Source organism: Bradyrhizobium erythrophlei, assembly GCF_900129425.1.
GTDB lineage: Bacteria > Pseudomonadota > Alphaproteobacteria > Rhizobiales > Xanthobacteraceae > Bradyrhizobium > Bradyrhizobium erythrophlei_C.
Window position 1 is genome coordinate 8143084 of record NZ_LT670817.1, and the last position, 22979, is coordinate 8166062.

Below are 22979 nucleotides of genomic sequence, written 5' to 3' on the forward strand. Positions count from 1 at the left end.
GGTCAGTCCCGATCCGCCGGCCGATACGCGCTACATGCATCCATCACGGCATGGACGATCGGAAGGTAGCCGGTGCAGCGGCAGATATTGCCGGACAGTACCTCGCGAATCCGCTGCTCGCCGGCGTCGGGCTCCTCGGTGAGCAGCGCATGCATCGTGGTCAGGATGCCCGGGGTGCAAAAACCGCACTGCAGGGCGTGATGTTTCCGAAACGCGGCCTGCAGCGGCGAGAGGTCTTCGCCGGGCGCAAGGCCTTCGACAGTGACGACCTCGCTGCCATCGGCCTGCACCGCCAGCATCAGGCAGGAGCGCACCGCGACACCGTCGACGATCACGGTGCAGGAGCCGCAAGCGCCATGTTCGCAGCCGAGATGCGTTCCGGTCTGGCCGGCCCGGTCTCGCAGGAAGTCGGCCAGCGTCAGCCGCGGCGGAACGTCGCCGCTAACCTTCTGCGCATTGAGGATGAAGTTAATGTCCATGCGCGTCCTCTGCGGTCCGGGACATGGATTTCAGCAATACGCGTTCGACCAGCGTGCCGAACAGTGAACGGCGATAGGCCGGCGAGGCATGGATGTCGCCGATCGGAGTGATGGCGTCGCTGGCCACCTTGGCCGCGCCTTCGCACATCGCCAGGTCGGGTCGCCGTCCGCGCAAAAACTGTTCCAATTCGGCGATGCGCGAGGGCATCTCGGTCGCGCCAAAACCGACCACGCGGGGATCGACGACGGCGCCATGGTCATTCAGGTCGTAGGCCAGGCAAACCCCCGCCAATGCAAAATCGCCGCGGCGGCGAGCGAATTCCTCAAAGGCGAATTTGCGGCCGTCCGGCCACGCCGGCAGCCGGACCTCGGTGATGATGTCGGTCGGCCGCAACGCCGTGGTCAGCGGTCCGACGAAGAAATCGCGTGCCGCCATCTCGCGACGGCCGTCGGCGCCGAACACGACGATCACGGCGTCGCAGGCGAGTGCGATGGCGGGCAGTTCAGCCGCGGGATCGGCATGGGCAAGGCTGCCGCCGACGGTACCGCGATTGCGGATCTGATAGTGCGCGATATGGCTGACGCCGGCGCACAACAGGGGATGACCGGTCGCCAGCAGCGGTTCGTTTTCAATGTCGCGCCAGCGCACCCGCGCGCCGAGCGTGACGCCGTCCGCGTCAAAGCCGATTCTGTCCAGACCCGGAATGCGAGCGATGTCTACCAACAGGCTCGGCGTCGCCAGCCGGTAGGCCATCATCGGAATCAGGCTCTGGCCGCCGGCCAGAATCCTGGCATCGACATCGGCGAGCAGCCGCACGGCGCTGTCGAGCGACGTCGGGCGTGCGTAGTCGATGTCGGGCAGCTTCATGTCCAGGCGCGCTCCGGTCCCATCATCAGCCCAGAATCCTGTCTGGCTCGGACCGCACCCAGAACACCAGGCGGCCCTTCGCGTATTTGACGAGGCCGTGCAGCGTCAATCCGATGATGGCGAGGAAGATCAGCACGGCGAACATGCCCGCGACATCGAGATTGAAGTTCAGCGCGGAGATCAGATAGCCGAGGCCGACCTGGGCGCCGACGAACTCGCCGACCACGGCGCCAATCACCGCCAGCACCGACGCGATCTCCAAACCTGCGAAGATGATCACCAGTGCCGATGGAATCCGCAAGTGGCGCAAGGTCTGCATTGGCGTCGCCCCGAAGGCGCGCATCATCTCCAGCTGGTTCAGGTCGATCGAGCGGAAACCGGCGATCACGCTCACCAGCACCGGAAAGAAGCACAGCAGCGCGGTAATGATGACCTTCGAGGTCAGGCCATAGCCGAACCACAATACGAACAGCGGCGCAATGGCGATCTTCGGCACGGTCTGCAACGCCACCAGATACGGGTAGATCAGTTCATCGAGCACCGGCACGGTGGCGATCAGGCTGCCGCACAGCAAACCCGCGAGAGCCCCGGCGAACAGCCCGCTCAAGATCGATGTCAGCGTCGCGGCGAAGTGCGGCCAGATCTCGCCGGTCTGGATCAGCTCGACGAAGCGCTCTGCGATGGCGCTCGGCATCGGCATCACAAGCGGCGAGATGTCGAAGACGCGGCTGATGCCTTCCCACGCGCCGACGACGAGGCAAAGCAGAAGCAGAGATTGCGCCGCCCGGATCGACTTCGAGGTCATGCTGTTGCCTTTCAAAGATCGCGGGCGCGGGCGGATTCCGCACCAAAGATGGTCCGAACCTCGTCGCACAGCGCGCCGAACTGCGGCAACGCCAGCGTCTTCAGATCGCGCGGGCGCTTAAAACCGACATCGAGGATGCTGGAGATGCGGCCGGGGCGCGGCGACATCACCACGACGCGATCGCCCAGCAGCACGGCCTCGGGAATACTGTGGGTGATGAAGAGCACGGTCTTTTTCTCTCCGGAACACCAGCGCATCAATTCGACGTTCATGGTCTCGCGCGTCATGGCGTCGAGCGCGCCGAACGGCTCGTCCATCAGAAGAATTTTCGGGTTTCGGATCAGCGCCCGGCAGATTGCCACGCGCTGCTGCATGCCGCCGGAAAGCTCGAACGGATATTTCCTGCCGAAGTCCGATAGCTCGACCAGCTTCAACAGATCGTGCGCCCGCGCGGTGGTCTCGGCCGAGACGTCGCCCTTGAGCCTTGCGGGCAGCAGCACGTTTTCGAGGACGTTGTACCACGGCAGCAATGTGGCGGCCTGGAACACCACCGAGACATCATCGCGCGGACCGCGGATCGGCTTGCCGGCAATGGTGGCCTTGCCGCCGGTCGGCGCTTCCAGCCCGGCCAGGATGCGTAGCAGCGTGGTCTTGCCGCAGCCGCTGGGACCGACGACGGAGATGAACTCACCCTCGGCGACCGACAGATTGACGCTGGACAGCGCGACGACGCCTTCTCCCGAGCGCGACGAGAACCGCTTGTCGAGCGACGCGATGTCGATCAGGCGGGATTCGCGCAAGCCTCCCGGAATCGGCGCATCCTTCGCCATTGACACATTCATGAGAAGTTCCGTACGCGCATCGAACCCCGTCAGGTTTCCCATCAACGGTATTGCCCTACGTGCTCAATACCGGTACACTGTTCCAACAACAGTAGGCGCGCCGATGCCGGTTCGTCAACGCTGTATTCCGCGCAGTGCGGAACGCGGCAAGGGGCTGTGGTCGGGCGATCGTGTCGGCAAAAGTTCTGCGATTATGGAGCTTCCCGGCGGGTGACGAGTTGTAGCGCGACGCCCGGCTGTTTATTGAGCAGCGATGCCGCATGATGTTGCAACGCGCCGGCATGAAAGCGTGGGCCGTAATGATACGGGCTCGAAGAACGTGACGGACCACGATAGTTCGATTCGATTCAGGGGTGCGACAGATCAGCCCATGCATAAGGCGAAGCCGGGAATTTCATGACTGTCATCGAAAAATCGCCATCCGAGAATCAATCCGTAGCGCGGGCGCTCGCGGTGCTCGATCTCTTGTCATCGACATCATCGCCGCTCGGGGTCCGGGAAATTGCCCGCCAGCTCGGCGTGGCGCCCAGCATTGCCCAGCGCCTGGTCCGCACGTTGGCGAATGCCGGCTATCTAGAGCAGACCGGCGAGGCCTCGCGCTACACCATCGGCTATCGCGCGTTCCAGGTCGGCAACGCCTTCGTGGCCCAGAACAGCATTCATTCTGCCGTGATGCCGGAACTCTATGCACTCGCGGACCTGCACATCAACGGCTTCCTCGGCGTGCTGCGCGACCACGCGGTGGTGTATCTCGCGACCGTGCAAAGCAACGGACCGATCGCCCTCACCCATCGGCCGGGCTCGCAGACCTATCTGCATTCGACGGCGCTGGGAAAGGCGATCCTGGCCGAGATGCCGGATAGCCAGGTTCGGCATCTGCTGGAAGAAGCCTCGCTGCCGCGCCTTACCAACCAGACCAAGATCTCGATCCCGCACCTGCTGGCGGAATTGAAGCAGGTTCGCATACTGGGCTATGCGACCAACGACGAGGAAAACCGCTATGGCGTCTATTCTGCCGGCGCCATCGTCCGGGATTCCGAGAACAGGCCGATCGGCGCGCTGAGCGGCGGCGTGCCGAGTTCGGGGCTGACCAAGAAGGAGCGCAACCGCGTCATCAAGCTGGTGGTCGAAGCTGCCAACAATGCCTCGCGGCGGCTCGGCGCACGGATCGACGGTGGCATTTTCCTGCCGGGGAAAGCTCAGCCGGCGGCCACCCGCAAGCCGGTCGTCAACGCGACCACCATGGCGACGCCAAAGCGCCGCACCGCGCGTCCGGTCGGCACCTAGTTCACTGTCGGGTCGATTGGCGCGCTCACGGCGACAGGGCCTCGCTGCGCGACCAGATTTTCAGGTCCTGCGGTGTATCGAGATCGAACGACAGGTATCGATCCTGCCGTATCACGACGCGATAGCCGAGGGTTTTGGCGGCGTCAGCGTGCTTCGTTGCGCTGCCAATGCCATATCTAAAGCTTGCCGTCCTGATCGGACGCCACAGCAACACATTGGTGCCCTCACCGGCGCGGTCGGCAACGATCATCGCGTCGCAATCGGCTCGAAATTCATCGATCAGATGCCGCAAGCGACTTGACGAAAGCCAGGGCAGGTCGATCGGCAGAACCATGATCTCCGTCGCACCGCGAGCCTCGGCCTGCTTCGCACCCAGCGTTATGGCTCTATTCAGCTCGCAGAGGTCCGATTCAGGACATGCGGTAAAACCGCGGCGTATCGCTTCGGCGAGAACGTCGGGCGATTTGCTGACGACATAGACGTCGGCGATGTCGACCATCTGCGCGACCTGGTCGAACGTATGCGTCAACAACCGCGAATTGAGCGCATGGCGATCGTCCGCCTGCAAGACTTCGGTAAGCCTGGATTTCCCCTCCCGAAGTGACTTGACGGGAATGACGATCGCGAGCGGTTTCATGTCAGATGTCTGCTGCCGGTTCCGTAATGGAGCCCGACTATACCGGCTCTGCAACACCAATGCGAGAAGCGGGCCAAACCGGCGCCGCGCCGAAGATATTAGTCCAGGCCGGTAATGACGATGCCGGCGTCCGGGATCTTGTAGGTGCGGTTGATCCAGATCAGCACTGAAGTCAGGCTTTCGGCCACGGTCGAATTCGCCAGCGGCCCGGCATTGATGCCGCGGAGGCCGGCATCCTGTGCAAGGCCGACGACGATCAGACGCGCGTCCTTGTCGTCGCAGCACACCAACACGTCGCAGGGGATCTTGTGATCGAGCTTCTTCAGCTTGTGCGCCGAAATGTTCTGGAAGGCGGAGACCACCTTCACGCCCGGGCCGACCAGGGTCTGCAGCGCCACCGCGGCGGAGTCCGACGGCGGCAATTGCACGGTGGAAACTTTCGGCGGCACCAGCGGCACGGTGACATCGACCAGAATCTTGCCCTCCAGGTTGCCGGCAAGGCCTTCGACGGTGGACAGCTGCGACGCGTAGGGAACCGTCAGCACCACGATGTCCGCCAGCGCGACCGCATCGGCGTTGGTCGCTCCGGACAGAGCAGACGTTCCGAGGATGGCATTGAGTTCATCCGCGGTGGCCTGCGCCTTGGCGGCGTCCCGCGAACCGATAAAGACCCGATGGCCGGCATTGGCCCAGCGCAGCGCGAGGCCGCTGCCTTCGGCGCCGGTGCCGCCAATCACTGCGATCGTTCTCTGCTCTGACATCGGTCATCCTTCGAATTGGCTTTCGCGCGGCAGCGCGCCGAACGTTTGCGCTTACTTGACGTGCGGCATCACTTCTTCGGCGAAATACTGCACCTGTTCGTTGTATTCCTGCAGCGAATTGACGGCGACCACCATCGCCGCGCAATGATCGACGCCCATGGCGCGCAGCGTCTGGATCTTCTCGATCACCGACGCCGGCGATCCCACCAGGTTCGCCGTAACCTGGTGCTTCGGATCGCGGCCGGTATAGGCCAGCGAGACGCGGTGATGCACGAGGCCACTCTGCATATAGGTCTTTTCGGCTTGCTCGTCGGTCTTGCCGAGCAGCAGCGAAAACTGCGGCGCGATCTCGATCGAGCCCGGATCACGGCCAAGCTCGGCGGCGCGGCCCTTGAGCTGCTTGATGCGCTCATCGATCTCGTTGAACGGACGCCAGCCCGGCAACCAGCCCTGCCCGACCTGCGCGGCGCGTTCGATCGACGCCAGGTTGTGGCCGCCGATATAGAGCGGGAACGGATTCTGCACCGCCTTGGGAAACAGCTCGACATTGGAGAACGAGTAATAGGGTCCCTTATGGGTCGACACCTTGTCGGTCAGCAGGGTGTGCAATGCCTTTAGGCCTTCGTCCATCATGTCGCCGCGGCGAAAGGTCTTGGCCTTGTCGCCGGCCCAGGCCTCGAATTCCTCGCGATAGGCACCGAGTCCGACACCCATCATGAAGCGGCCGCCGGACAACTGGTCGATGGTCGTGATCTGCTTGGCAAGATAGACCGGCTCGCGCATCGGCAGCACCAGCAGCGCGGTACCGACGCGCAACGTCGTGGTGGCCTGTGCGATCATCGCCAGCGTAATCAGCGGCTCGTAGAAATTCGGCGGCGAATTCGGAAACAGCTGGCGGACATAGTTCTGCGTGGTCATGTGGTCGTTGCCCCACACCGAATCATAGCCGAGCTTCTCGCAGAGCACCGCGGTCTTGACGAGGTCCTGCGGCGCGCAGAACGGGATCGGGTAGGCGAGGCCTTCATAGCCGGTCGACAAACATACCGAAAACTTCATGACGTTTCCTTGGTTTCTATCAGGGCCGCCCCGCCGCGGTCGATCAGCGGGCTCGCATCCGCGTCACGCGAGCACCCGCAATTTGCCGTCCCGGGCCATCAGCGATTCGGCGCCGTCCCCGGTGACCAGCATCATGTCCTCGACCTGCAGACCGGCGAAACCGAGTTCGTAATATGGCGTCTCGACGCAGATCACCATGTTCGCCTCGAACACATCGCTGGAGTCGCCGGCGATGTTCGGCGGATCATAGCCTTCGATGCCGATGCCGTGGCCGACATGGCTGCGGTTGTAATGCGGGATGCCTTCCTTCTGAACGGTGTCGACGACCTGCCGGAACAATTCGGAGATCTTCAGGCCGGGCTTGAGAATCTCGTAGGCGCGCTGCACGCCCTTGTAGAGCGCATCGTGATACAACCGCAATTTTGACGAGGGCTCGCCCATGACAGCGATCCGCGAAATATCCGAGCGGTAGTATTGGTAGCGGCAGCCGACATCGAAACGGATCACATCGCCCATTTTCAAGGCCTGGCTGGACGGCTGCACGTTGCTCATGGCGCTGCGGTCGCCGAAGCCGATGCAGCCAGTGACCGGAACGCCGTCGAGCATCGTGGTGCGGCTGTGAAAAACCCGCGCCATCTCGATTTCGGTGATGCCGACCGCAGCGGCGCCCAGCGCCGCCTCGATCGACTGCTCCGAAATGCTGGCGGCGCGGCGCAACCGGACGATCTCATCCGGCGTCTTGATGGCGCGGACATTTTCCATCAGCGCAAATGCCCGCACGAAGGTAGCGTCCGGAAAAGCTGCGACAAGCTGCTCCATGCATTGCGGCGTGATACCGATCTCATCGATTCCGATCCGTGCCTTGGTGAGGCCGCGCTGATTAATCGCGGCGGCCAGCGCCGCAACCGGGCCGGGATACGCCTCGCTGGAGAACAGCGCGATATGGCGCGCGTCGGCGGCGCTGAGCGCCGCGGTCGAGTCGACGTCGGTCTTGAAATAGGAATAACGGCGGACGTCCGCGCTGATATCTTGATCGGCGACCAGATCCAGCAGCGACGTGTTGGTCACGACCGCCGTCTCACCGAGGCCCTTGCGGGGCCGCAGCACATAGGCCTGCGGCCCGCGGCGAACCCACTGCGACATCGCCCAGTAGCCGCTCAGGTAGAGCACGTTTTCCGGGGAGGTGCCGATCACCGCGTCCAGCGACGCCTTCGCCAGGAACTCGTCGAGCCTCGCTTCGTTCAACAGCATGTCTTGGGGCCTGTGCAAATATCGGTACAGTGTTTCAATTACTGTCGCAACTTCCGGCGTGCGAGTCAACGCCGCTTGATGCAGCGGCACGTCGTTCAGCCGGAATGCGGACCGCGCATCAGTGCCTGGACAGCCGTTCGGCGAAGGCAAGCGACTCTCGCGCCAGCGCGACGCGCGACGGCAGGTCGGTCATCAGCGTCGGCGCGGCGTGCACGCGGGCCGCGATGCCCTCGACGTCGGCGGCGTCGCCGCTGTCGATCAGCAGGCCATCGAGCAGGCCGGCATAGTGTTTCGCAATCGAGGCGGAGGTGGTCTCGATCTTCAATTCATTCATGATCTTTGCAGTCGGCCCCTTGACGGCGCGGCCTCCGATGATCGGAGAAACTGCCACAACGGGGGCTCCGCTGCGGGTCATGGCATCGCGAAGACCCGCGACCGCCAGAATCGGATCGATGCTGAGATAGGGATTCGACGGGCAGATGATGATGGCGCCCAGTTGAGGTGATGACAGCGCCGCGCTCACCGACGGGTTCAACCGCGCAGTGTCGGCGCCCTCGAACGAAATACCCTTCACGACCGGTTCGCAGCGGCGCTCGACAAAATAGCGCTGGAAATCCAGCACGCCGGCGTCGGTCGCGACCTTGGTACGCAGCTTGTCGTCGGTGACCGGCAGCAGGCGGGGCGCAATTCCCAGCGTGCTGGCGATGCCTGCGATGACCTCGGTCAGGGTCTCGCCGGCGGCGAGACGCTGCGTCCGCTCGACATGAAGTGCGAGATCGCGGTCGCCGAGCGCGAACCAGCATTCGCCGCCGAGCTGTTTGGTCGCCGCCATGAAATTCCAGGTCTCATCGGCGCGGCCCCAGCCGCGAACCTCGTCGCTCAGCCCGCCCAGCGTATAGATCACGGTATCGAGGTCGGGGCAGATCCGCAGACCCATATGGTCGAAGTCGTCGGCGACGTTGATGACGACGCTCAGCCTGTCTCCGAGCAGTTGTTGCAGGCCCAGCGCGAGCTTGGCGCCGCCGACGCCCCCACAGATCGCGACGACGTTTTTCGACGGATTGAAGGCAGCATCCGGCACCGGCATCTTTGCGTCCCCGGTCAACGAAACATATCCATGTTCTTGGGACGGATCAGCGCAGCCGCGTCGTTCTCCGGTGCGCGGTTCCGGAAGCCACGAACGTGGACGATCGGCGTGCCTTCGGCGCCCTGCCCCATCACCAGCGATGCGGCGGCAGCCAGCTCATCGCCGACAGCGACTTCCGTCACCTTCATCAACCGTCCGAACAGGTCGGGCGATCCGATCAGGTTTTGCAGCGAGGAGATGCCGGCGGCTCCCAGCGCGACGCCGACCACCCCGTTACGCCATGCCCGGCCGAAACTGTCATTGATGATGACGCCCACCGAAACCGCAAAACTCCGATCGAGCGTCGCTTTGATCTCGCGGCACGTTTTGTCGGGATCGACCGGCAGCAGCAGCACCCGCTCCGAGCCCTCGCCGTGCGCGATGTTCGATTCGTCGATCCCGGCATTGGCCATCACAAAGCCGAGCCGATGCGCGACGATGATCACGTTCTTCCTGGTACGCAGCACTTCCGACGATTCTGACAGCACGGCTTCGAGGTGCCGCGCGTCCTTGCCTGTCACCTCAGCCAGTTCCTGCGCCTTGACGGACGGCACGATCTGCCCCAGATCGACATAGCGGTTCTCCGACTTCGAGACGATCTTCTGGGCGATCACGATGACGTCGCCGTCCTGCAGTGTGATCCCCGCGTCCGCCAGTCCGACCTTGATGATTGCGCAGACATCGTCGCCCGGCTGCACCAGCGGGATATTCGGTAGCGCGGTGTAGGTAATCGACCTGGTCATCAGCGGACTCCTGGGGCGGATTCCCTCCCTATAGACGCGCCAGGGCCGAAGATCAAAAGCCGGGCAAGGCTATTTGGTCCGCTTCACGGTGCTGCAGACCTCAATGGCGATATTGGCATAGATTTCGGCGGTGCGGACCATGTCGTCCACCGTCATCGATTGGCCCTTGAAGTTGCGCGGCGGTCCATAGGTAATCGAAGGAATACCCATTTCGTTGAAGATCGAAACGTCGCGCCACATGCTGGAGATCACCGGCGCGGCCAGTTGCAGTTCGGTGCCGAAACTCGCCGCATGGGATTTCTTCAGTCCTTCCAGCAGCACGCCGGTGTCGCCGGCCTCGTAAGAGCGGCGATAGACGAACAGTTCGACCTCGCCGGGAATGTCCTGTGCCTTGAGCAGATCCAGCAATTCGCGGCGGATCGCCAGCGGGTCCGACACCGGCGTCAGCCGGCAATCGAGATAGACCGCGCAGAGTTCGGAGGTGCGCGTGACGTGGTAGGGATTGCCGCCGCGGATCGCGCCGACCACCGCCTTCGGAACGATGACGCCGTCCTTGCAGCGGTAGACGAAACGCTGTTCGTATTGGCGCGCCCATTCCTGCAGCCGCGGTACAAACAGCGCCGCGCGGATGATGGCGTTGGGATGATGGACGTCGACTTCTGCGTTCGGCACGAACGGCGTGTAGAGCTGCGGATCGCCGTGCACGACGATCTTGAAGAACGCCTTGCCGGCCTCGATGGCGGCATAGCCGAAATCGGTGCATTCGGCGACCAGGGCGTAATCCGCGACCCCGCCGTGCTGGATCAGATAGCGGGTGCCGACTTCCTTGCTGAGATATTTTGGTGCCTCGAATTCATCGACGGCCTCGTAGCCGATCTCGCCGGGCACCGCGGACAGCAGCAAATCGCCGCGCAGCCGGATGCCCGAGGCCTTCAACGCCTTGGCGGCGATCAAGAAAGCCGCCATCGGTCCCTTGTCGTTGACAATGCCTTCGCCGAACAAGGTATCGCCCTCACGCCAGGCGCCGTGGTTGATGCCTTCTTCGGGTGCCCGGATGCTCCAGCGATCCTCCTTGCTACGGCCGGTATCGAGGTGGCTGTTGAAGATCAGGCTGTAGCCGTCGCCTTCGCCGGGCAGCGTACCCAGCACGTTGAAGCGTTCCGGCATCATGCCGATCTTGCGCGGCTTGAAACCCTCCCGCTTCATCCAGTCGAGGACGTAGTCGCCGACCTCGGCTTCCTGACCGGCCGGGCTCTCGATGTTGCACAGCGCCAGTGCGAGATCGACGAGTTCGTCACGATTGATCTTGATGCTCACCAAAACCGCCTGTCTTCCGGTCGCTCTACGATACGTTTTCCACGTGTTTCCGCTTGGCGGAGAACGGCGTCATTACCATGTCGGTCAGCGGCGCCGCGCCAAAACTCGCCTCCTGGCGCTCTTTCGGCACCTGCTGATAGAGCGTGGTGCGCTGTTCGAATCGCCGTCCCAGCGATCTGATCACCGCTTCCATCTGCTCGGGCGCGAATTCCTGCCCATGCTGGGTGCCGGCGGCGCGAGAGATGCTCTCGTTCATCAGGGTGCCGCCGAGATCGTTGACGCCGCCCTGCAGAAGCGCCGTGACGCCTTGCTCGCCAAGCTTGACCCATGACGCCTGGATGTTGGTGATCAGCGGGTTCAGCACCAGCCGGGACACCGCATGCATCAGGCGAACCTCGCGCCAGGTCGGGCCGATGCGAGATTGTCCACGCAGCGACATTGGCGCTTCCATGTGCACGAACGGCAGCGGCACGAATTCGGTGATGCCGCCGGTGCGCTCCTGCAGATCGCGCAAATGCAGCAGGTGCTTCGCCCAGCTCTCGTAATGCTCGACATGGCCGAACATGATCGTCGAGGTGGTGCGCAGGCCCACTTCATGGGCGGTACCGATCACGTTGAGCCATTCCTCGGTGTTGAGCTTGTCCGGACAGATGAAGGCCCGAACCTCGTCGTCGAGGATTTCCGCCGCGGTACCGGGCAACGAACCCAGCCCGGCATCACGCAGCATTTCCAGATACCGGCGCACCGGGATATCCAGCGTCGCCGCGCCCTGCGCGACTTCAAGCGGCGAGAAGGCGTGGACATGCATGCCCGGCACTTCGTCCTTCACCGCGCGCAGCAGTTCCAGATAGGTGTCTCCGGTATAGCGCGGATTGATGCCGCCCTGCATGCAGACTTCGGTGGCGCCGCGATTCCACGCCTCGCGGGCGCGCCGCGCCACTTCCTCGAGCGCCAGGTCATAGGGCTTGCCGCGCAGCTGCTCGTGCATCTTGCCCTTGGAGAAAGCGCAAAAGCTGCACTGATAGCTGCAGACGTTGGTGTAGTTGATGTTGCGGTTGACGACATAGCGGACCAGATCGCCGCTCGCCTGGGATCGCAGGGTATCGGCGGCCAAGCAGATCGCATCGACATCGCCGGCCCGGGCCTTGAACAGCGTGGTGACTTCGGATTCCGTGAGCCGCGATCCGGCCGCCGCCCGCGACAGCAAGGCGTCGATGCCGACATTGACCCGCGGACGGCGCGGCGCCAACGGCAACGGCTCCAGCGAACCTGGCATCCAGTCGTCCTCGCGCACAAACCCATCCGCGTCCACGGCGCGGAGCACCCTGGTTGCCAGCTGCTTGTCGAGCCATATCGCGGAACCGGCGACGTAAGCCGGATAGACCGCGAGGCGCTGCTGCAGCGAGAAGCCGGCGCGTTCGGTAGCGGATTCGAGCTTCGCGAGATCGGGCCAGGGTGCTTCGGGATTGACGTGGTCCGCCGTGACCGGAGAGATGCCGCCCCAATCGTTGATCCCCGCTTCCAGCAACCGCGGAAATGCGTCGTAGCTGAGATTGGGCGGCACCTGGATGTTCATTGTCGCGCCGAACACCAGCCGCGTCGCCGCCGCGGTCCAGAGCAGATCGTCAAGATCCGGCTCATCGCAGCCGGCGAAGCGGGTGCCCGGCTTGGCGCGGAAATTCTGCACGATGATTTCCTGCAGGTGACCGTATTGGTCGTGCAGGTCCTTCAGCGCGAGCAGCGACTGAATTCGCTCCAGCCGCGTCTCGCCGATGCCGATCAGGATGCCCGAGGTGAACGGCACGCGCTGGCGGCCGGCGGCTGCGATCATCTCCACGCGCAGCTGCGGATCCTTGTCGGGCGAGCCGAAATGCGCGCCACCGCGTTCGCCGAGTCGCGGCGAAATCGTCTCCAGCATAATGCCCTGGGAGACGCTGACCTTGCGCAACCGTGCGATTTCCGGTTCGGTCATCACGCCGGCATTGATATGCGGCAGCAAGCCGGTTTCCTTCAGGATCAGGGCGCAGACCGATTCCAGATAGTCCACGGTGCTGTCGAAACCGAGTTCGGCAAGAGCGTCACGGGCGGCGGTGTAGCGGAGTTCCGGCTTGTCGCCGAGGGTGAACAGCGCTTCGTGGCAGCCGGCCTTTTCGCCGGCGCGCGCGATCGCCAGCACGTCCTCAGGCGACAGATAGGGTTTTGCGACCTCGCGCGGCGCTTTTGCGAAGGTGCAATAGCCGCAGACATCGCGGCAAAGATGTGTGAGCGGAATGAACACTTTTCGCGAGTAGCTGATCGCGGTGCCATGACCACTACGGCGCAGATCCTGTGCACGCTGAAACAGCTCGGAAAGCGGCATCGTTTGCAGCGAGGCCAGAAGCTTTTCGGGCGAAGCATGCGCAAGCGTATTCATCTACTCTTTCCTCACCGCGACGGCCGCACCAGGCAGAAAGCCATCCTGTCCACCAATCGCCGAATACGCTTCCGGGGCGACTTTGCAATCCATGCATGGACCGGGGCTGATATGCATTGTCACTTCGACGCCCATCACTTCGCGGCCACCTTGGTCATAACGTCGGTGGCGAACCACTCGACCTGCTCGTTCATTCCGGCCACCGAGTTCGCGGGGAACATCAGGGCGCTGCAATGATCGACGCCAATAGCACGCAACTTGTCGATTTTCTCGAGAATCACGTCGGGCGACCCGACCAGATTGGCAACGACCTGATGGCTGAGATCGCGGCCGGTGTAGGAAAGCGACACCCGGTGCGCGACCAGCCCGCTTTCCATATAGCGCTTTTCCGCGGCCTCGAGGGTCTTGTCGACAGTCACCGAGAATTGCGGTGCGATCGATGTCGCCGGGGTTGCGGCCAACCTCGAGGGCACGCGCCTTGAGAGTTGCGATGCGCTCTTCCATTTCCTTCAGGGGCCGCCAGCCCGGCAACCAGCCCTGGCCATAGCGCGCGGCACGCTCGAGCGCTTCCATATTATGGCCGCCGACATAGAGCGGAAACGGCTGTGCCCGGCTCTTCGGAAACATCTCCAGGTCCTTGAAGGTGTAATATTTGCCTTCGTAGCTGCAGCGCGCCTCGTTGAACAGCAACTGCAACGCTTCCAGCCCTTCATCCATCATGTCGCCGCGGCGCGCCTTCTCGACGCGAGAACCGCCCCACGCCAGGAATTCCTCGCGATAGGCGCCGAGACCCACCGCCATGATGAAGCGTCCGTTGCTCATCTGGTCCAGCGTGATCGCCTGCTTGGCAAGATAGACCGGATCGCGCATCGGCAACACCGTCAGCGCCGTGCCGAGCTTGAGCCTGGTGGTGACGGCTCCGATCGCAGCCAGCACCATCATCGGCTCGTAGAAATTCGGCGGCTTCCCCGGGAAAAGATCGCGCACATAATCCTGCGTGGTGACGTGGTCATTGCCCCACACGGAATCATAGCCGAGCCGTTCGCACAATTTTCCCTGTGCGATAAAATCCTCCGGACCGGCGAACGGGACGGGATACATCACGCCTTCGAACCCGGTCGAAAGACACACGCTGAATTTCATCGTTTTCTCTCGGGCTGTTACGCCATTCAGCGAGACGCTGGCGCGTTGTTGCTAGTGAGGAAAAATCCTCGCGGCTTTCAGCGCCGCGACCGCGCCGTTGAAATCTGTCGGAACGGTCAGCAGATCTTTCTGCAAGGAGGCTGTCGTTGCCGGATCTTTGAGGCCGCTGGCCGTCAGCAGCGACACCACGGTTTCCTGCGCGCCGATCCGGCCGGCCTGCGCCAGTTGCTCGACCGCCGCGAGGCCCGCGGCCGAGGACGCTTCGACGAAAAGACCCTCGCCGCTGGCCAGCGTCTGCTGCCAGCGCATCATTTCGTCATTGCCGATGGTCAGCGCGGTACCGCCGGAACGGCGAACGATATCCAGCGCCTGATAGGTGCCGCGGGTGGCGCCGATCGAGACCGCGACGGTCTCGTAATTCTTCCGCACGTCCGGCGGCGTATCGCTGCCGTCGGCCAATGCCGCGCCGATCGATCCGTAGACTTCCGCCGCGACCATCCGCGGCATCCGGCCGGTCCAGCCGAACGCCATCATGTCCTCGAAGCCCCGCCACATCCCGAGCAGCGCGTCGCCATAGCACACCGGCACCACGCACCAGTCCGGCACGTTCCAGTCCATCTGCTCGGCGATCTCATAGGCCAGCGTCTTGTAACCTTCGATGCCGTAGGGGTTGCTGCCGACGACGGGGCCGAAGAACGGCGAGGTTGGAAACCATCCATATTGGCGGACCGCGTGCTCCATCAGGGTCCAGCGATCGGCCTTGTTTTCGCAGGCGATGACTGTCGCGCCGTAGGCACGCATCTGCGTCAGCATCGGGCCGGTGGTGCCCTTGAAGGTAAAGATGACGCAGCGCAGCCCGGCCTTTGCCGAATAGGCCGCCGCCGCCGCGCCGGCATTTCCGGACGAACTCGACACGATCACCTTGGCGCCCATTTTCTTCGCCGAGGATACCGCCATGCAGGCGAGCCGGTCCTTGAACGACCAGGTCGGATTGCGCGTCTCGTCCTTGCCGAACAGATTGGCGACCCCGATGCCGCCGCCGGCCCGATCAAGGCGATGCAACGGCGAGCCGCCCTCGCCGAGGCTGACGCCGTCGGCCCGATCAACCGGAAGCAGATCGCCATAGCGCCACATGCCGCGCTCGGCATCCGCCGCCGGCTTGGCGCGCGCCGTGCGCAGGGCCCCGTCGTACATCACCATCAGGTTGCTGCGCGCAACCGGCCGGCACGCCGGGCAATCTTCGGCAAAATGATCCGCCGGATAGCGCGCGCCGCATCGAACGCATTGGAGGCCGAGGACGGTTGCCATCAGACGATCTGAAGCTCCGTGCTACTCAACATGAAGGAGTCGACGCCGTCCTTGGTGATGACCATCGTGTCCTCGACCTGAAGGCCGGCGAAACCCATTTCGTAATAGGGCGTCTCGACGCAGATCACCATGCCCTCTTCGAAGACCTCGGAATTCGAAGGGGCAATATTCGGTGCATCGTAGCCGTCGAGTCCGATGCCGTGACCGACATGGCTGCGCTGGTAATGCGGGATCCCCTCGCGCCGCACGGTCTCGACGCTGGCCTCGAAAACATCCGCGGCGCGAACGCCCGGCTTGATCATCTCGATGGCGCGGTCGAGGCCGACCCGGATCGCGCGATGGTATTGCGCCAGCTTCTTGCCGGGCTCGCCAAGCACCGCATTTCGCGCGATGTCGGCCCGATAATGCCGGTAGCGACCGCCGACGTCGAAGCGGATGACGTCGCCCCGCGCCAGCTTGCGCTCCGATGGCTGCACATTGGTCATGGCGCTGCGGCTGCCGACGCCGATGCACGCCAGCACCGGCAATCCGCCTTCGCTGATGGTCTTGCCGTGAAACGCCCGGGCGAGATCCAATTCGGTCGCCCCTTCCCGGGCAACGGCAAGCGCGGCCTGGATCGACAAGTCGGCGATCTCAGCCGACCTGCGCAGCCGGGCGATTTCTTCCGGCGTCTTGATGGCGCGGGCATAGCGGAAGATGTCGGCGGCGCGGACCAAAGTCGCGCCGGGCAAGGCCTCGGCCAGCTTGTCCCAGTATTGCGGCAGAATGCCGATTTCATCGACACCGATCCGCGCATTCTGCAGGCCGCGCGCCTTGACCGCCTTGACCAGCGCGCCGACGGCATCGCCATCATCGCCCTGCGCCATCAGCTCTTCGATGCGGGAGTCGTGGGAATCGAGGCCGATCCCGGCCGTGCGATCGATGACGAATTTTCCGAACCGCGAGATGTCCTTCACCCAGACGTCGGGATCGGCGGCCAGATCGATCAGGCCGGTGCTGGCGATCACGACCGGTTCGCCCTTGCCCTCGGCGGGCGTCAGCACATAGGCCTGCGGGCCGCGCCGGATCCACTGGCTCATGGCCCAGAAGCCGCTTGAATAGGTGACGTTTTCCGGCATCGTCGCGACGATGGCGTCGAGCCGCTCCTTCCTCATGCCGGCGAACAGGCGCGTCGCGTTCATCAACATCGTGGTGGCGTCTTTCATGACCAGACAGCTCTGTACCGTTTAACGGTACATTGTTCTGATTATGTAAGCGGCGCGGCGACGCCAAGTCAAGCGCGCGCTCCATCGATCGCGGAACACGCACAGCAGTCGCGGCTGTGAGTGACTAAATTATCGCCCAGGCCCGATCCGGTGCACGTTGACCGGCAATTGCGCGCGCGATGCCGCACCATTGAGCAAACAGCGTTTGAGAAAAATTGACGCGGCTACTCCGTTTCAGTAGACTAAGCGGAACAATGTTCTGGTTATCGGAACAGCTAGCGAATCCAGCCCGCGAATCTCATGGAAGTCAGCGCCACCTATCTGCTGCAATTGATGCTGAACGGGCTGATGCTCGGGCTGATCTACGCGCTGATCGCCGTCGGCCTGGCGCTGATCTTTGGCGTACTGGAAGTCATCAACTTTGCCCATGGCGAACTATTGATGCTCGGCGGCTATGCCATGGCGCTGTCGCTGCCGCTGTTCGGGCTCTCCTATTGGCCGTCGCTCGCGGTTGCGGTGCTGGCGACGTCCCTGGTGGGCGTCGTGCTCTACGAATTTTTCCTGCGCCGCATCGATCAGAAGGAATTCGAGCGCAGCATTCTCACGACGCTCGGGATTTCCATGATCCTGCTGTACGGCATGCAGTATCTGTTCACCGCCACGCCGCTGATGGTTGACACGGCCTACGGCTTCGACGGCATCGAAATCGGAACGGTCCGCATCACAATGACGCGCGTGATCGCCGGCGCGCTGTCGATCGGAGCCTTCACGGGTCTTTATTGCCTGCTGAAATTCACCCAATTCGGCCGCGCCATGCGCGCCATCTCGCAAAACCGCGAGGCTGCCATCATGGTCGGCATCAAGCCACGACACGTTGCGCGCAATGCGGTCGCCCTCGCGGCGGCGCTGTGCGGCCTCGCCGGCGCCGCGCTGGCACCGATCCAGCTGCTGTACCCTGCGATGGGCCAGGCCATCATCTTCAAGGCGTTCGCGCTCGTCGTCATCGGCGGCCTCGGCAACATGATGGGCGCGGTGGTGGTCGCCATCGCGCTGGGCATGATCGAAAGCTGGATCGGCGGCTTCTTCGGCATCGTCTGGCAGGAGGGCGCCATCTTCGCGATCATGATCGTCGCCGTGCTGTTGCGGCCAGATGGCATCTTCCAGCGCGGGGGCATGCGCGTCGGATGATCCAGCCCCCATGGACTCTCGGCGCCGTTGCCGCGGCCGTCGTCTTGCTGCTTTGCCTGCCGCTGTTGACGGGCTCGAACTATTTTATCGGCGTCGCGATTTCCGGCCTGATCTTCCTGACGGCCGCCGCCTCGCTCAATCTGGTTTATGGCTATGCCGGGTTGCTGTCTTTCGCGCAACTCGGCTTCTGGGGCGTCGGCGGCTACTGTTCAGCCTTGGCGGTGATGGATTTCGGGTGGAGCTTCTGGACCGGAGTCCTGTTTGCCGGCGCCGTCAATTTCGCGCTGGCGATGGTGATCGGTGTTCCGATCATCCGCACCACCCGCCATGCCTTTGTCGTCGTCACGCTGACCTTCGCCCTGCTCGCCGGGCTGATCGCCCGGGACTGGGTTGACGTGACCCGCGGCCCACTGGGCATTCCGGGCCTGCCCGCCCCGAGCCTGATGGGATTTGCGTTCGACACCACCGCACGATTCTATTACATCGCGCTTGTTTTCACGCTGGTCGCGCTGGCGTTCCTGTATTGTCTGAAGACATCGCGCATCGGGCTGATTCTCAAGGCGATCAAGCAAAACGATCCCTTGGTCCAGTCCCAGGGCATCTCGCCGGCCTCCTACAAGCTTGCCGCATTCGTGATCGCGGCGGTCATCACCGGCATGGCCGGCGCCATCTTTGCCTTCCATCTCAAGATCATCGATCCGAGCTTTCTGGATTTCTACTACATGCAGACCTTCCTGATCATCGTGATCATCGGAGGTGCCGGCAGCTTCTGGGCCGTGGTGCTGGCCGGCGCCGCCATGGTCGTGCTGCCGGAGGCGCTGCGTTTCTCCAATGAATTGCGCATGGTGATCTACGGCGTCATCCTCGTCGCCGTCATGATGGTCATGCCGCGCGGGATTGCTGGCTGGCTCGACGACCGCCGCATCGCGGCATTGCGCAAGGCGCTGCGATGAACGCGATTCTCAAAATCGCCGGCCTGTCGAAGGCATTCAGCGGCGTGCACGCCGTGCGAAATGCATCGTTCGATGTCGAGGAAGGCAGCATTACCGGCCTGATCGGGCCGAATGGCTCCGGCAAAAGCACCACCATCGACTGCATCAGCGGCTTCCAGCGCCCTGACGCGGGACGGATCGAATTGGGTGGCCGGAACATCACCAATGCCAATCCGGCGACGGTGGCGCGCGCCGGTCTGATCCGCACCTTCCAGAACGTGCGGGTCTACGAGACCTACAATCTGCTCGACAATCTTCTGGTCGCGGAAGCCTCGTTTCGCGGCCTGAGCTGGTATGACGCGCTGATGCGAAGCCGCGCGTTTCGCAACGTGCGCAGGGCCGCGGACGAGCGCGCCCGTGAATTGATCGAACTCGTCGGGCTGACCCGGTTGGTCGAAGCTCCCGCCGCGGTGTTGTCCTATGGCCAGAAGAAGCTGCTCGCCTTCGCCGCGGCCATGATGGCCCGGCCGCGGCTGATCGTGCTCGACGAGCCGGTCGCCGGCGTCAATCCGACCCGGGTCAACGAGGTCGCCGACATCCTGCGCAAGGCCAACCGGACGGGCATTTCCTTTCTGATCGTCGAACATAATGTCGAATTCATCAGCGGCCTCTGCCACAAGGTGATCGTGCTCGAACAGGGCAGCAAGCTGACGGAAGGCTCGCCGGAAGACGTGCGCAACGATCCCCGCGTTCTCGACGCCTATCTCGGCATCGCACCGGCATCCGGGGCCAGCCCGGTGGAGGCGACATGACGCCTTACCCCAAACTGGAGTTGATTGATCTTTGCGCCGGCTATGGTGACGTGCAGATCGTACGCGATTTCTCGACGCGGCTGCAGCCTGGCTCGATCTCCACCCTGATCGGCGGCAACGGCGCCGGCAAATCGACCCTGCTCCGCGCCATCTTCGGCACCAATCGCTGGTTCTCCGGCCAGATCATCCTGAACGGCGATGCCATCGAGCATCTCAGCCCGTCGGAACGTCTGCAGCGCGGCATCGGCTTCGTCCCGCAAGGACGCTGCAACTTTCCGCAGATGACGGTCGCCGAAAACCTCAAGATGGGATGTTACACGTTGCCGGGGCGCACGCACCGCGCGGCTATCGCCCGCGTGACGGCGCAATTTCCCCTGCTGACCCGCAAGTGGTCGGAAATCGCGGGCAACCTGTCGGGCGGCGAACAGCAGGTGCTGGAAACCGCGATGGTGCTGCTTAGCGGGCCGCAATTGTTGTTGCTGGACGAACCGTCGCTGGGCCTTTCGCCAAAGATGCAGGCCGAGGTATTCGCGGTGGCCCGGCAGATTGCCGCGGCAGGCGTCACCGTTCTGGTCGTGGAGCAAAACGTCCATGGCGCGCTGCTGGTGTCCGACACCGCAATTGTAATGGAACTCGGCCGCAAGTTTCTCGAAGGCCCGGCCGCCGAGGTCCGCACGGATCCGCGCATCCGCGAGGCCTATCTCGGCGGCAACATCAAGGAGACGAGTGCGTAATGATTGCGGCACGCCTGGCTGTCGATATCGGCGGCACATTCACCGATTTTGCCCTGGAGGTCGGGGGGCGGCGATTCAGCCGCAAAGTCCTGACGACACCGTCCGCGCCCGAACAGGGTGTGCTCGCCGGCATCGACATGATCCTGGCGGACGCGGCGCTGCGCCCCTCCGATCTCGGCCTGATCATTCATGGCACCACGCTGGCCACCAACGCCATCATCGAGCGCAAGGGCGCGCGCACCGCGCTGCTCGCAACCCGCGGCTTTCGCGACTCCATCGAGATGGCGTACGAGCATCGCTTCGAGCAATACGACATCTTCATGGACAAGCCGGCGCCGCTGGTGCCGCGCAATCTCCGGCTTTCCGTTCCGGAGCGGATCGACGCTACCGGCCGAATCATCGAGCCGCTCGACGAGCAGGCGCTCGCCGATCTCGTGCCCGTCTTGCGCGCCGAAGGCGTCATCAGCGTCGCACTCGGCTATCTGCACTCCTACGCCAACCCGGTTCACGAGATCCGCAGCCGCGATATCCTGAAAGAGATCGCGCCCGACCTTGCCGTCACCATGTCGAGCGAAGTCTGCCCGGAGATGCGCGAATATGAGCGCTGGTCGACGGCTTGCGCAAATGCCTATGTGCAGCCGGTGATGGACCGCTATCTCAAACTGCTCGACGACGAGTTGACCGAGCGCGGTTTTACCTGCCCGATCTTCCTCATCACCTCGGCCGGTGGTCTGACCACGGTGGAAATCGCGCGGCGCTTCCCGATTCGCCTCGTCGAATCGGGCCCAGCCGGCGGCGCCATTCTCGCCACCCACATTGCGCAGGAGCGCGGCCACGATCACATCGTCTCATTCGACATGGGCGGAACAACAGCAAAAATTTGCCTGATCGATAATGGCCAGCCGCATTTCTCGCGATCGTTCGAAGTCGCGCGGCAATACCGCTTCCTGAAGGGCAGCGGCATTCCGATCCGGATTCCCGTCATCGAAATGGTCGAAATCGGCGCCGGCGGCGGCTCGATCGCCGATGTCGATAGTCTCGCCCGCATCCAGGTCGGGCCTGCCAGCGCGGGATCGGAGCCCGGACCGGCCTGTTACGGCCTCGGCGGCCTGAACTGCACCGTGACCGATGCCAATGTGCTACTCGGGCGAATTCAGGTCGATCGCTTTGCCGGCGGAAAGATGCGGCTTGATCCCCAAGCCTCTGCATCCGCGATTGCAAATTCAGTCGGCCGGACATTGAATCTCGACGCCGCGAGCGCGGCGCTGGGTGTCACCGAAGTGGTCGAAGAAAACATGGCAAATGCCGCGCGCGTCCACGCCGTGGAACGCGGACGCGAGCTGACCAACCGGATCATCATCGCCTTCGGTGGCGCGGCCCCGATCCACGCCGCGCGGCTGGCGGAGAAACTCGACATCACCACGGTGATCGTGCCGACCGGCGCCGGCGTCGGGTCGGCGTTCGGCTTCCTGCTGGCGCCGATTGCCTACGAAGTGGTGCGCACGCGTTACACCCATCTCGATGCGGGTTTTGATTTCGCAAGCCTGAACAAGCTGCGTGCGGGGATGCGTAGCGAGGCCGAGGCCGTCGTCCGGCTCGGCGCACCCGATTCGCCATTGATCGAAGGCTGGACCGCCAATATGCGCTACCGCGGCCAGGGCCACGAATTGACGGTGACGATTCCCGCCGGCGAGCTCAGCACGACGTCTGCGGCCGAGCTGGAGCAACTGTTCATCGTGGACTACGCCCAGCAATTCGGCCGCCGGATTCCCGATCTCGATGTCGAAGTGCTCAGCTGGTCGCTGCGGCTGGCCACCGTCGGCGCGCCGATCGAACGCTGCCCACCACCGCCCCCAGATCATGTCGCCAAACCTGCCAGCCACGTCGATGTCATCGATCCCTTAACCGGCAAGCCGGAACTGATCGCGCTGTATAATCGCAGCGCATTGACACCGGGATCGACGATTGCCGGCCCCGCTTTGATCGTCGAGGATGAGACGACGACTTTGGTGACGAAAAGTTTTACCGCGCGAATCGACGCGCTCGGCAGCGTCGTGATGACCAGGACATGA

The 22979-nt window shown here is 63.4% G+C and carries 21 protein-coding genes; 6 read left to right on the forward strand and 15 right to left on the reverse strand.

Translation table 11 applies throughout. From position 1 onward, the window contains the following. Positions 1-2 precede the first annotated feature (2 nt). Genes B5527_RS38755 through B5527_RS38770 form a run of 4 tightly spaced genes read right to left on the reverse strand, consistent with a single transcriptional unit; the run spans position 3 to position 2994 of the window. Complete coding sequence (locus tag B5527_RS38755) at positions 3-479, reverse strand: (2Fe-2S)-binding protein (protein ID WP_079606189.1); 477 nt, start codon at positions 477-479, stop codon at positions 3-5. Beyond that, positions 469-1347, reverse strand: a complete 879-nt coding sequence (locus B5527_RS38760) for an FAD binding domain-containing protein (RefSeq protein WP_079606191.1) — start codon at positions 1345-1347, stop codon at positions 469-471. Before B5527_RS38760 ends, B5527_RS38755 begins: the two co-directional genes overlap by 11 nt. Before the next feature lie 25 nt (positions 1348-1372). Further along, a complete protein-coding gene (locus B5527_RS38765; protein WP_154072774.1) occupies positions 1373-2152 on the reverse strand; it encodes an ABC transporter permease in 780 nt (259 codons plus the stop codon). Positions 2153-2163: 11 nt separating this feature from the next. Next, positions 2164-2994 (reverse strand): ABC transporter ATP-binding protein, encoded by an 831-nt coding sequence (locus tag B5527_RS38770; RefSeq protein WP_245332422.1) that lies wholly within the window; start codon positions 2992-2994, stop codon positions 2164-2166. 396 nt (positions 2995-3390) lie between these two features. On the opposite strand from B5527_RS38770, the gene B5527_RS38775 reads away from it, so the two are divergent. After that, positions 3391-4281 (forward strand): IclR family transcriptional regulator, encoded by an 891-nt coding sequence (locus tag B5527_RS38775; protein ID WP_079606194.1) that lies wholly within the window; start codon positions 3391-3393, stop codon positions 4279-4281. Positions 4282-4306: 25 nt separating this feature from the next. On the opposite strand, the gene cofC is transcribed toward B5527_RS38775, so the two are convergent. The 11 genes from cofC to B5527_RS38830 all read right to left on the reverse strand — a co-directional run bounded on the left by cofC (position 4307) and on the right by B5527_RS38830 (position 17241). After that, entirely contained in the window at positions 4307-4918 is a 612-nt protein-coding gene (gene cofC / locus B5527_RS38780) for a 2-phospho-L-lactate guanylyltransferase (protein WP_079606195.1), read from the reverse strand. Positions 4919-5016: 98 nt separating this feature from the next. Then, on the reverse strand, positions 5017-5679 hold the full coding sequence (npdG, locus tag B5527_RS38785; protein WP_079606196.1) for an NADPH-dependent F420 reductase: 663 nt from the start codon (positions 5677-5679) through the stop codon (positions 5017-5019). Positions 5680-5730: 51 nt separating this feature from the next. Further along, entirely contained in the window at positions 5731-6735 is a 1005-nt protein-coding gene (locus B5527_RS38790; RefSeq protein ID WP_079606197.1) for an LLM class flavin-dependent oxidoreductase, read from the reverse strand. A gap of 63 nt (positions 6736-6798) precedes the next feature. Beyond that, positions 6799-7986: a M24 family metallopeptidase gene (locus tag B5527_RS38795; protein WP_079606198.1), complete on the reverse strand. Its 1188-nt coding sequence runs from the start codon at positions 7984-7986 to the stop codon at positions 6799-6801. A gap of 118 nt (positions 7987-8104) precedes the next feature. Then, the gene (gene cofD, locus B5527_RS38800) at positions 8105-9073 is read right to left on the reverse strand and encodes a 2-phospho-L-lactate transferase (protein WP_079607834.1); all 969 of its coding nucleotides are present in this window, start codon (positions 9071-9073) and stop codon (positions 8105-8107) included. 14 nt (positions 9074-9087) lie between these two features. Continuing rightward, the gene (cofE, locus tag B5527_RS38805) at positions 9088-9855 is read right to left on the reverse strand and encodes a coenzyme F420-0:L-glutamate ligase (RefSeq protein WP_079606199.1); all 768 of its coding nucleotides are present in this window, start codon (positions 9853-9855) and stop codon (positions 9088-9090) included. A gap of 69 nt (positions 9856-9924) precedes the next feature. Then, entirely contained in the window at positions 9925-11172 is a 1248-nt protein-coding gene (locus B5527_RS38810; RefSeq protein ID WP_154072775.1) for a M20/M25/M40 family metallo-hydrolase, read from the reverse strand. 25 nt (positions 11173-11197) lie between these two features. Continuing rightward, a complete protein-coding gene (gene cofH / locus B5527_RS38815; RefSeq protein WP_079606202.1) occupies positions 11198-13585 on the reverse strand; it encodes a 5-amino-6-(D-ribitylamino)uracil--L-tyrosine 4-hydroxyphenyl transferase CofH in 2388 nt (795 codons plus the stop codon). Further along, the gene (locus tag B5527_RS38820; RefSeq protein WP_079606203.1) at positions 13586-14728 is read right to left on the reverse strand and encodes a TIGR03619 family F420-dependent LLM class oxidoreductase; all 1143 of its coding nucleotides are present in this window, start codon (positions 14726-14728) and stop codon (positions 13586-13588) included. It lies immediately after the preceding gene. A 51-nt stretch (positions 14729-14779) separates the two neighbouring features. Then, positions 14780-16036: a pyridoxal-phosphate dependent enzyme gene (locus tag B5527_RS38825; protein WP_079606204.1), complete on the reverse strand. Its 1257-nt coding sequence runs from the start codon at positions 16034-16036 to the stop codon at positions 14780-14782. Continuing rightward, positions 16036-17241: a M24 family metallopeptidase gene (locus B5527_RS38830; RefSeq protein WP_245332423.1), complete on the reverse strand. Its 1206-nt coding sequence runs from the start codon at positions 17239-17241 to the stop codon at positions 16036-16038. The genes B5527_RS38825 and B5527_RS38830 overlap by 1 nt, the downstream gene beginning before the upstream one ends. Before the next feature lie 300 nt (positions 17242-17541). Here B5527_RS38830 and B5527_RS38835 point away from each other — a divergent pair, with 300 nt between their 5' ends. From B5527_RS38835 to B5527_RS38855, 5 genes are read left to right on the forward strand one after another with little or no spacing between them, the layout of a single operon-like run. Beyond that, positions 17542-18429, forward strand: a complete 888-nt coding sequence (locus B5527_RS38835; RefSeq protein WP_079606205.1) for a branched-chain amino acid ABC transporter permease — start codon at positions 17542-17544, stop codon at positions 18427-18429. After that, positions 18426-19382: a branched-chain amino acid ABC transporter permease gene (locus B5527_RS38840; protein ID WP_079606206.1), complete on the forward strand. Its 957-nt coding sequence runs from the start codon at positions 18426-18428 to the stop codon at positions 19380-19382. The genes B5527_RS38835 and B5527_RS38840 overlap by 4 nt, the downstream gene beginning before the upstream one ends. After that, on the forward strand, positions 19379-20173 hold the full coding sequence (locus B5527_RS38845) for an ABC transporter ATP-binding protein (protein WP_079606207.1): 795 nt from the start codon (positions 19379-19381) through the stop codon (positions 20171-20173). The genes B5527_RS38840 and B5527_RS38845 overlap by 4 nt, the downstream gene beginning before the upstream one ends. Then, entirely contained in the window at positions 20170-20907 is a 738-nt protein-coding gene (locus tag B5527_RS38850) for an ABC transporter ATP-binding protein (RefSeq protein ID WP_079606208.1), read from the forward strand. Before B5527_RS38845 ends, B5527_RS38850 begins: the two co-directional genes overlap by 4 nt. Beyond that, positions 20907-22979 (forward strand): hydantoinase/oxoprolinase family protein, encoded by a 2073-nt coding sequence (locus B5527_RS38855; protein ID WP_079606210.1) that lies wholly within the window; start codon positions 20907-20909, stop codon positions 22977-22979. The genes B5527_RS38850 and B5527_RS38855 overlap by 1 nt, the downstream gene beginning before the upstream one ends.

Bases quoted from the DNA above. Each gene is read 5' to 3' on its own strand.
- B5527_RS38835 (WP_079606205.1), top strand. From the start codon at position 17,542: ATGGAAGTCAGCGCCACCTATCTGCTGCAATTGATGCTGAACGGGCTG.
- B5527_RS38840 (WP_079606206.1), top strand. From the start codon at position 18,426: ATGATCCAGCCCCCATGGACTCTCGGCGCCGTTGCCGCGGCCGTCGTC.
- B5527_RS38790 (WP_079606197.1), bottom strand. From the start codon at position 6,735: ATGAAGTTTTCGGTATGTTTGTCGACCGGCTATGAAGGCCTCGCCTAC.
- B5527_RS38760 (WP_079606191.1), bottom strand. From the start codon at position 1,347: ATGAAGCTGCCCGACATCGACTACGCACGCCCGACGTCGCTCGACAGC.
- B5527_RS38845 (WP_079606207.1), top strand. From the start codon at position 19,379: ATGAACGCGATTCTCAAAATCGCCGGCCTGTCGAAGGCATTCAGCGGC.
- B5527_RS38795 (WP_079606198.1), bottom strand. From the start codon at position 7,986: ATGCTGTTGAACGAAGCGAGGCTCGACGAGTTCCTGGCGAAGGCGTCG.
- cofH (WP_079606202.1), bottom strand. From the start codon at position 13,585: ATGAATACGCTTGCGCATGCTTCGCCCGAAAAGCTTCTGGCCTCGCTG.
- cofE (WP_079606199.1), bottom strand. From the start codon at position 9,855: ATGACCAGGTCGATTACCTACACCGCGCTACCGAATATCCCGCTGGTG.
- B5527_RS38820 (WP_079606203.1), bottom strand. From the start codon at position 14,728: ATGAAATTCAGCGTGTGTCTTTCGACCGGGTTCGAAGGCGTGATGTAT.
- npdG (WP_079606196.1), bottom strand. From the start codon at position 5,679: ATGTCAGAGCAGAGAACGATCGCAGTGATTGGCGGCACCGGCGCCGAA.
- B5527_RS38855 (WP_079606210.1), top strand. From the start codon at position 20,907: ATGATTGCGGCACGCCTGGCTGTCGATATCGGCGGCACATTCACCGAT.
- B5527_RS38775 (WP_079606194.1), top strand. From the start codon at position 3,391: ATGACTGTCATCGAAAAATCGCCATCCGAGAATCAATCCGTAGCGCGG.
- cofC (WP_079606195.1), bottom strand. From the start codon at position 4,918: ATGAAACCGCTCGCGATCGTCATTCCCGTCAAGTCACTTCGGGAGGGG.
- B5527_RS38765 (WP_154072774.1), bottom strand. From the start codon at position 2,152: ATGACCTCGAAGTCGATCCGGGCGGCGCAATCTCTGCTTCTGCTTTGC.
- B5527_RS38850 (WP_079606208.1), top strand. From the start codon at position 20,170: ATGACGCCTTACCCCAAACTGGAGTTGATTGATCTTTGCGCCGGCTAT.
- cofD (WP_079607834.1), bottom strand. From the start codon at position 9,073: ATGCCGGTGCCGGATGCTGCCTTCAATCCGTCGAAAAACGTCGTCGCG.
- B5527_RS38830 (WP_245332423.1), bottom strand. From the start codon at position 17,241: ATGAAAGACGCCACCACGATGTTGATGAACGCGACGCGCCTGTTCGCC.
- B5527_RS38770 (WP_245332422.1), bottom strand. From the start codon at position 2,994: ATGAATGTGTCAATGGCGAAGGATGCGCCGATTCCGGGAGGCTTGCGC.
- B5527_RS38825 (WP_079606204.1), bottom strand. From the start codon at position 16,036: ATGGCAACCGTCCTCGGCCTCCAATGCGTTCGATGCGGCGCGCGCTAT.
- B5527_RS38755 (WP_079606189.1), bottom strand. From the start codon at position 479: ATGGACATTAACTTCATCCTCAATGCGCAGAAGGTTAGCGGCGACGTT.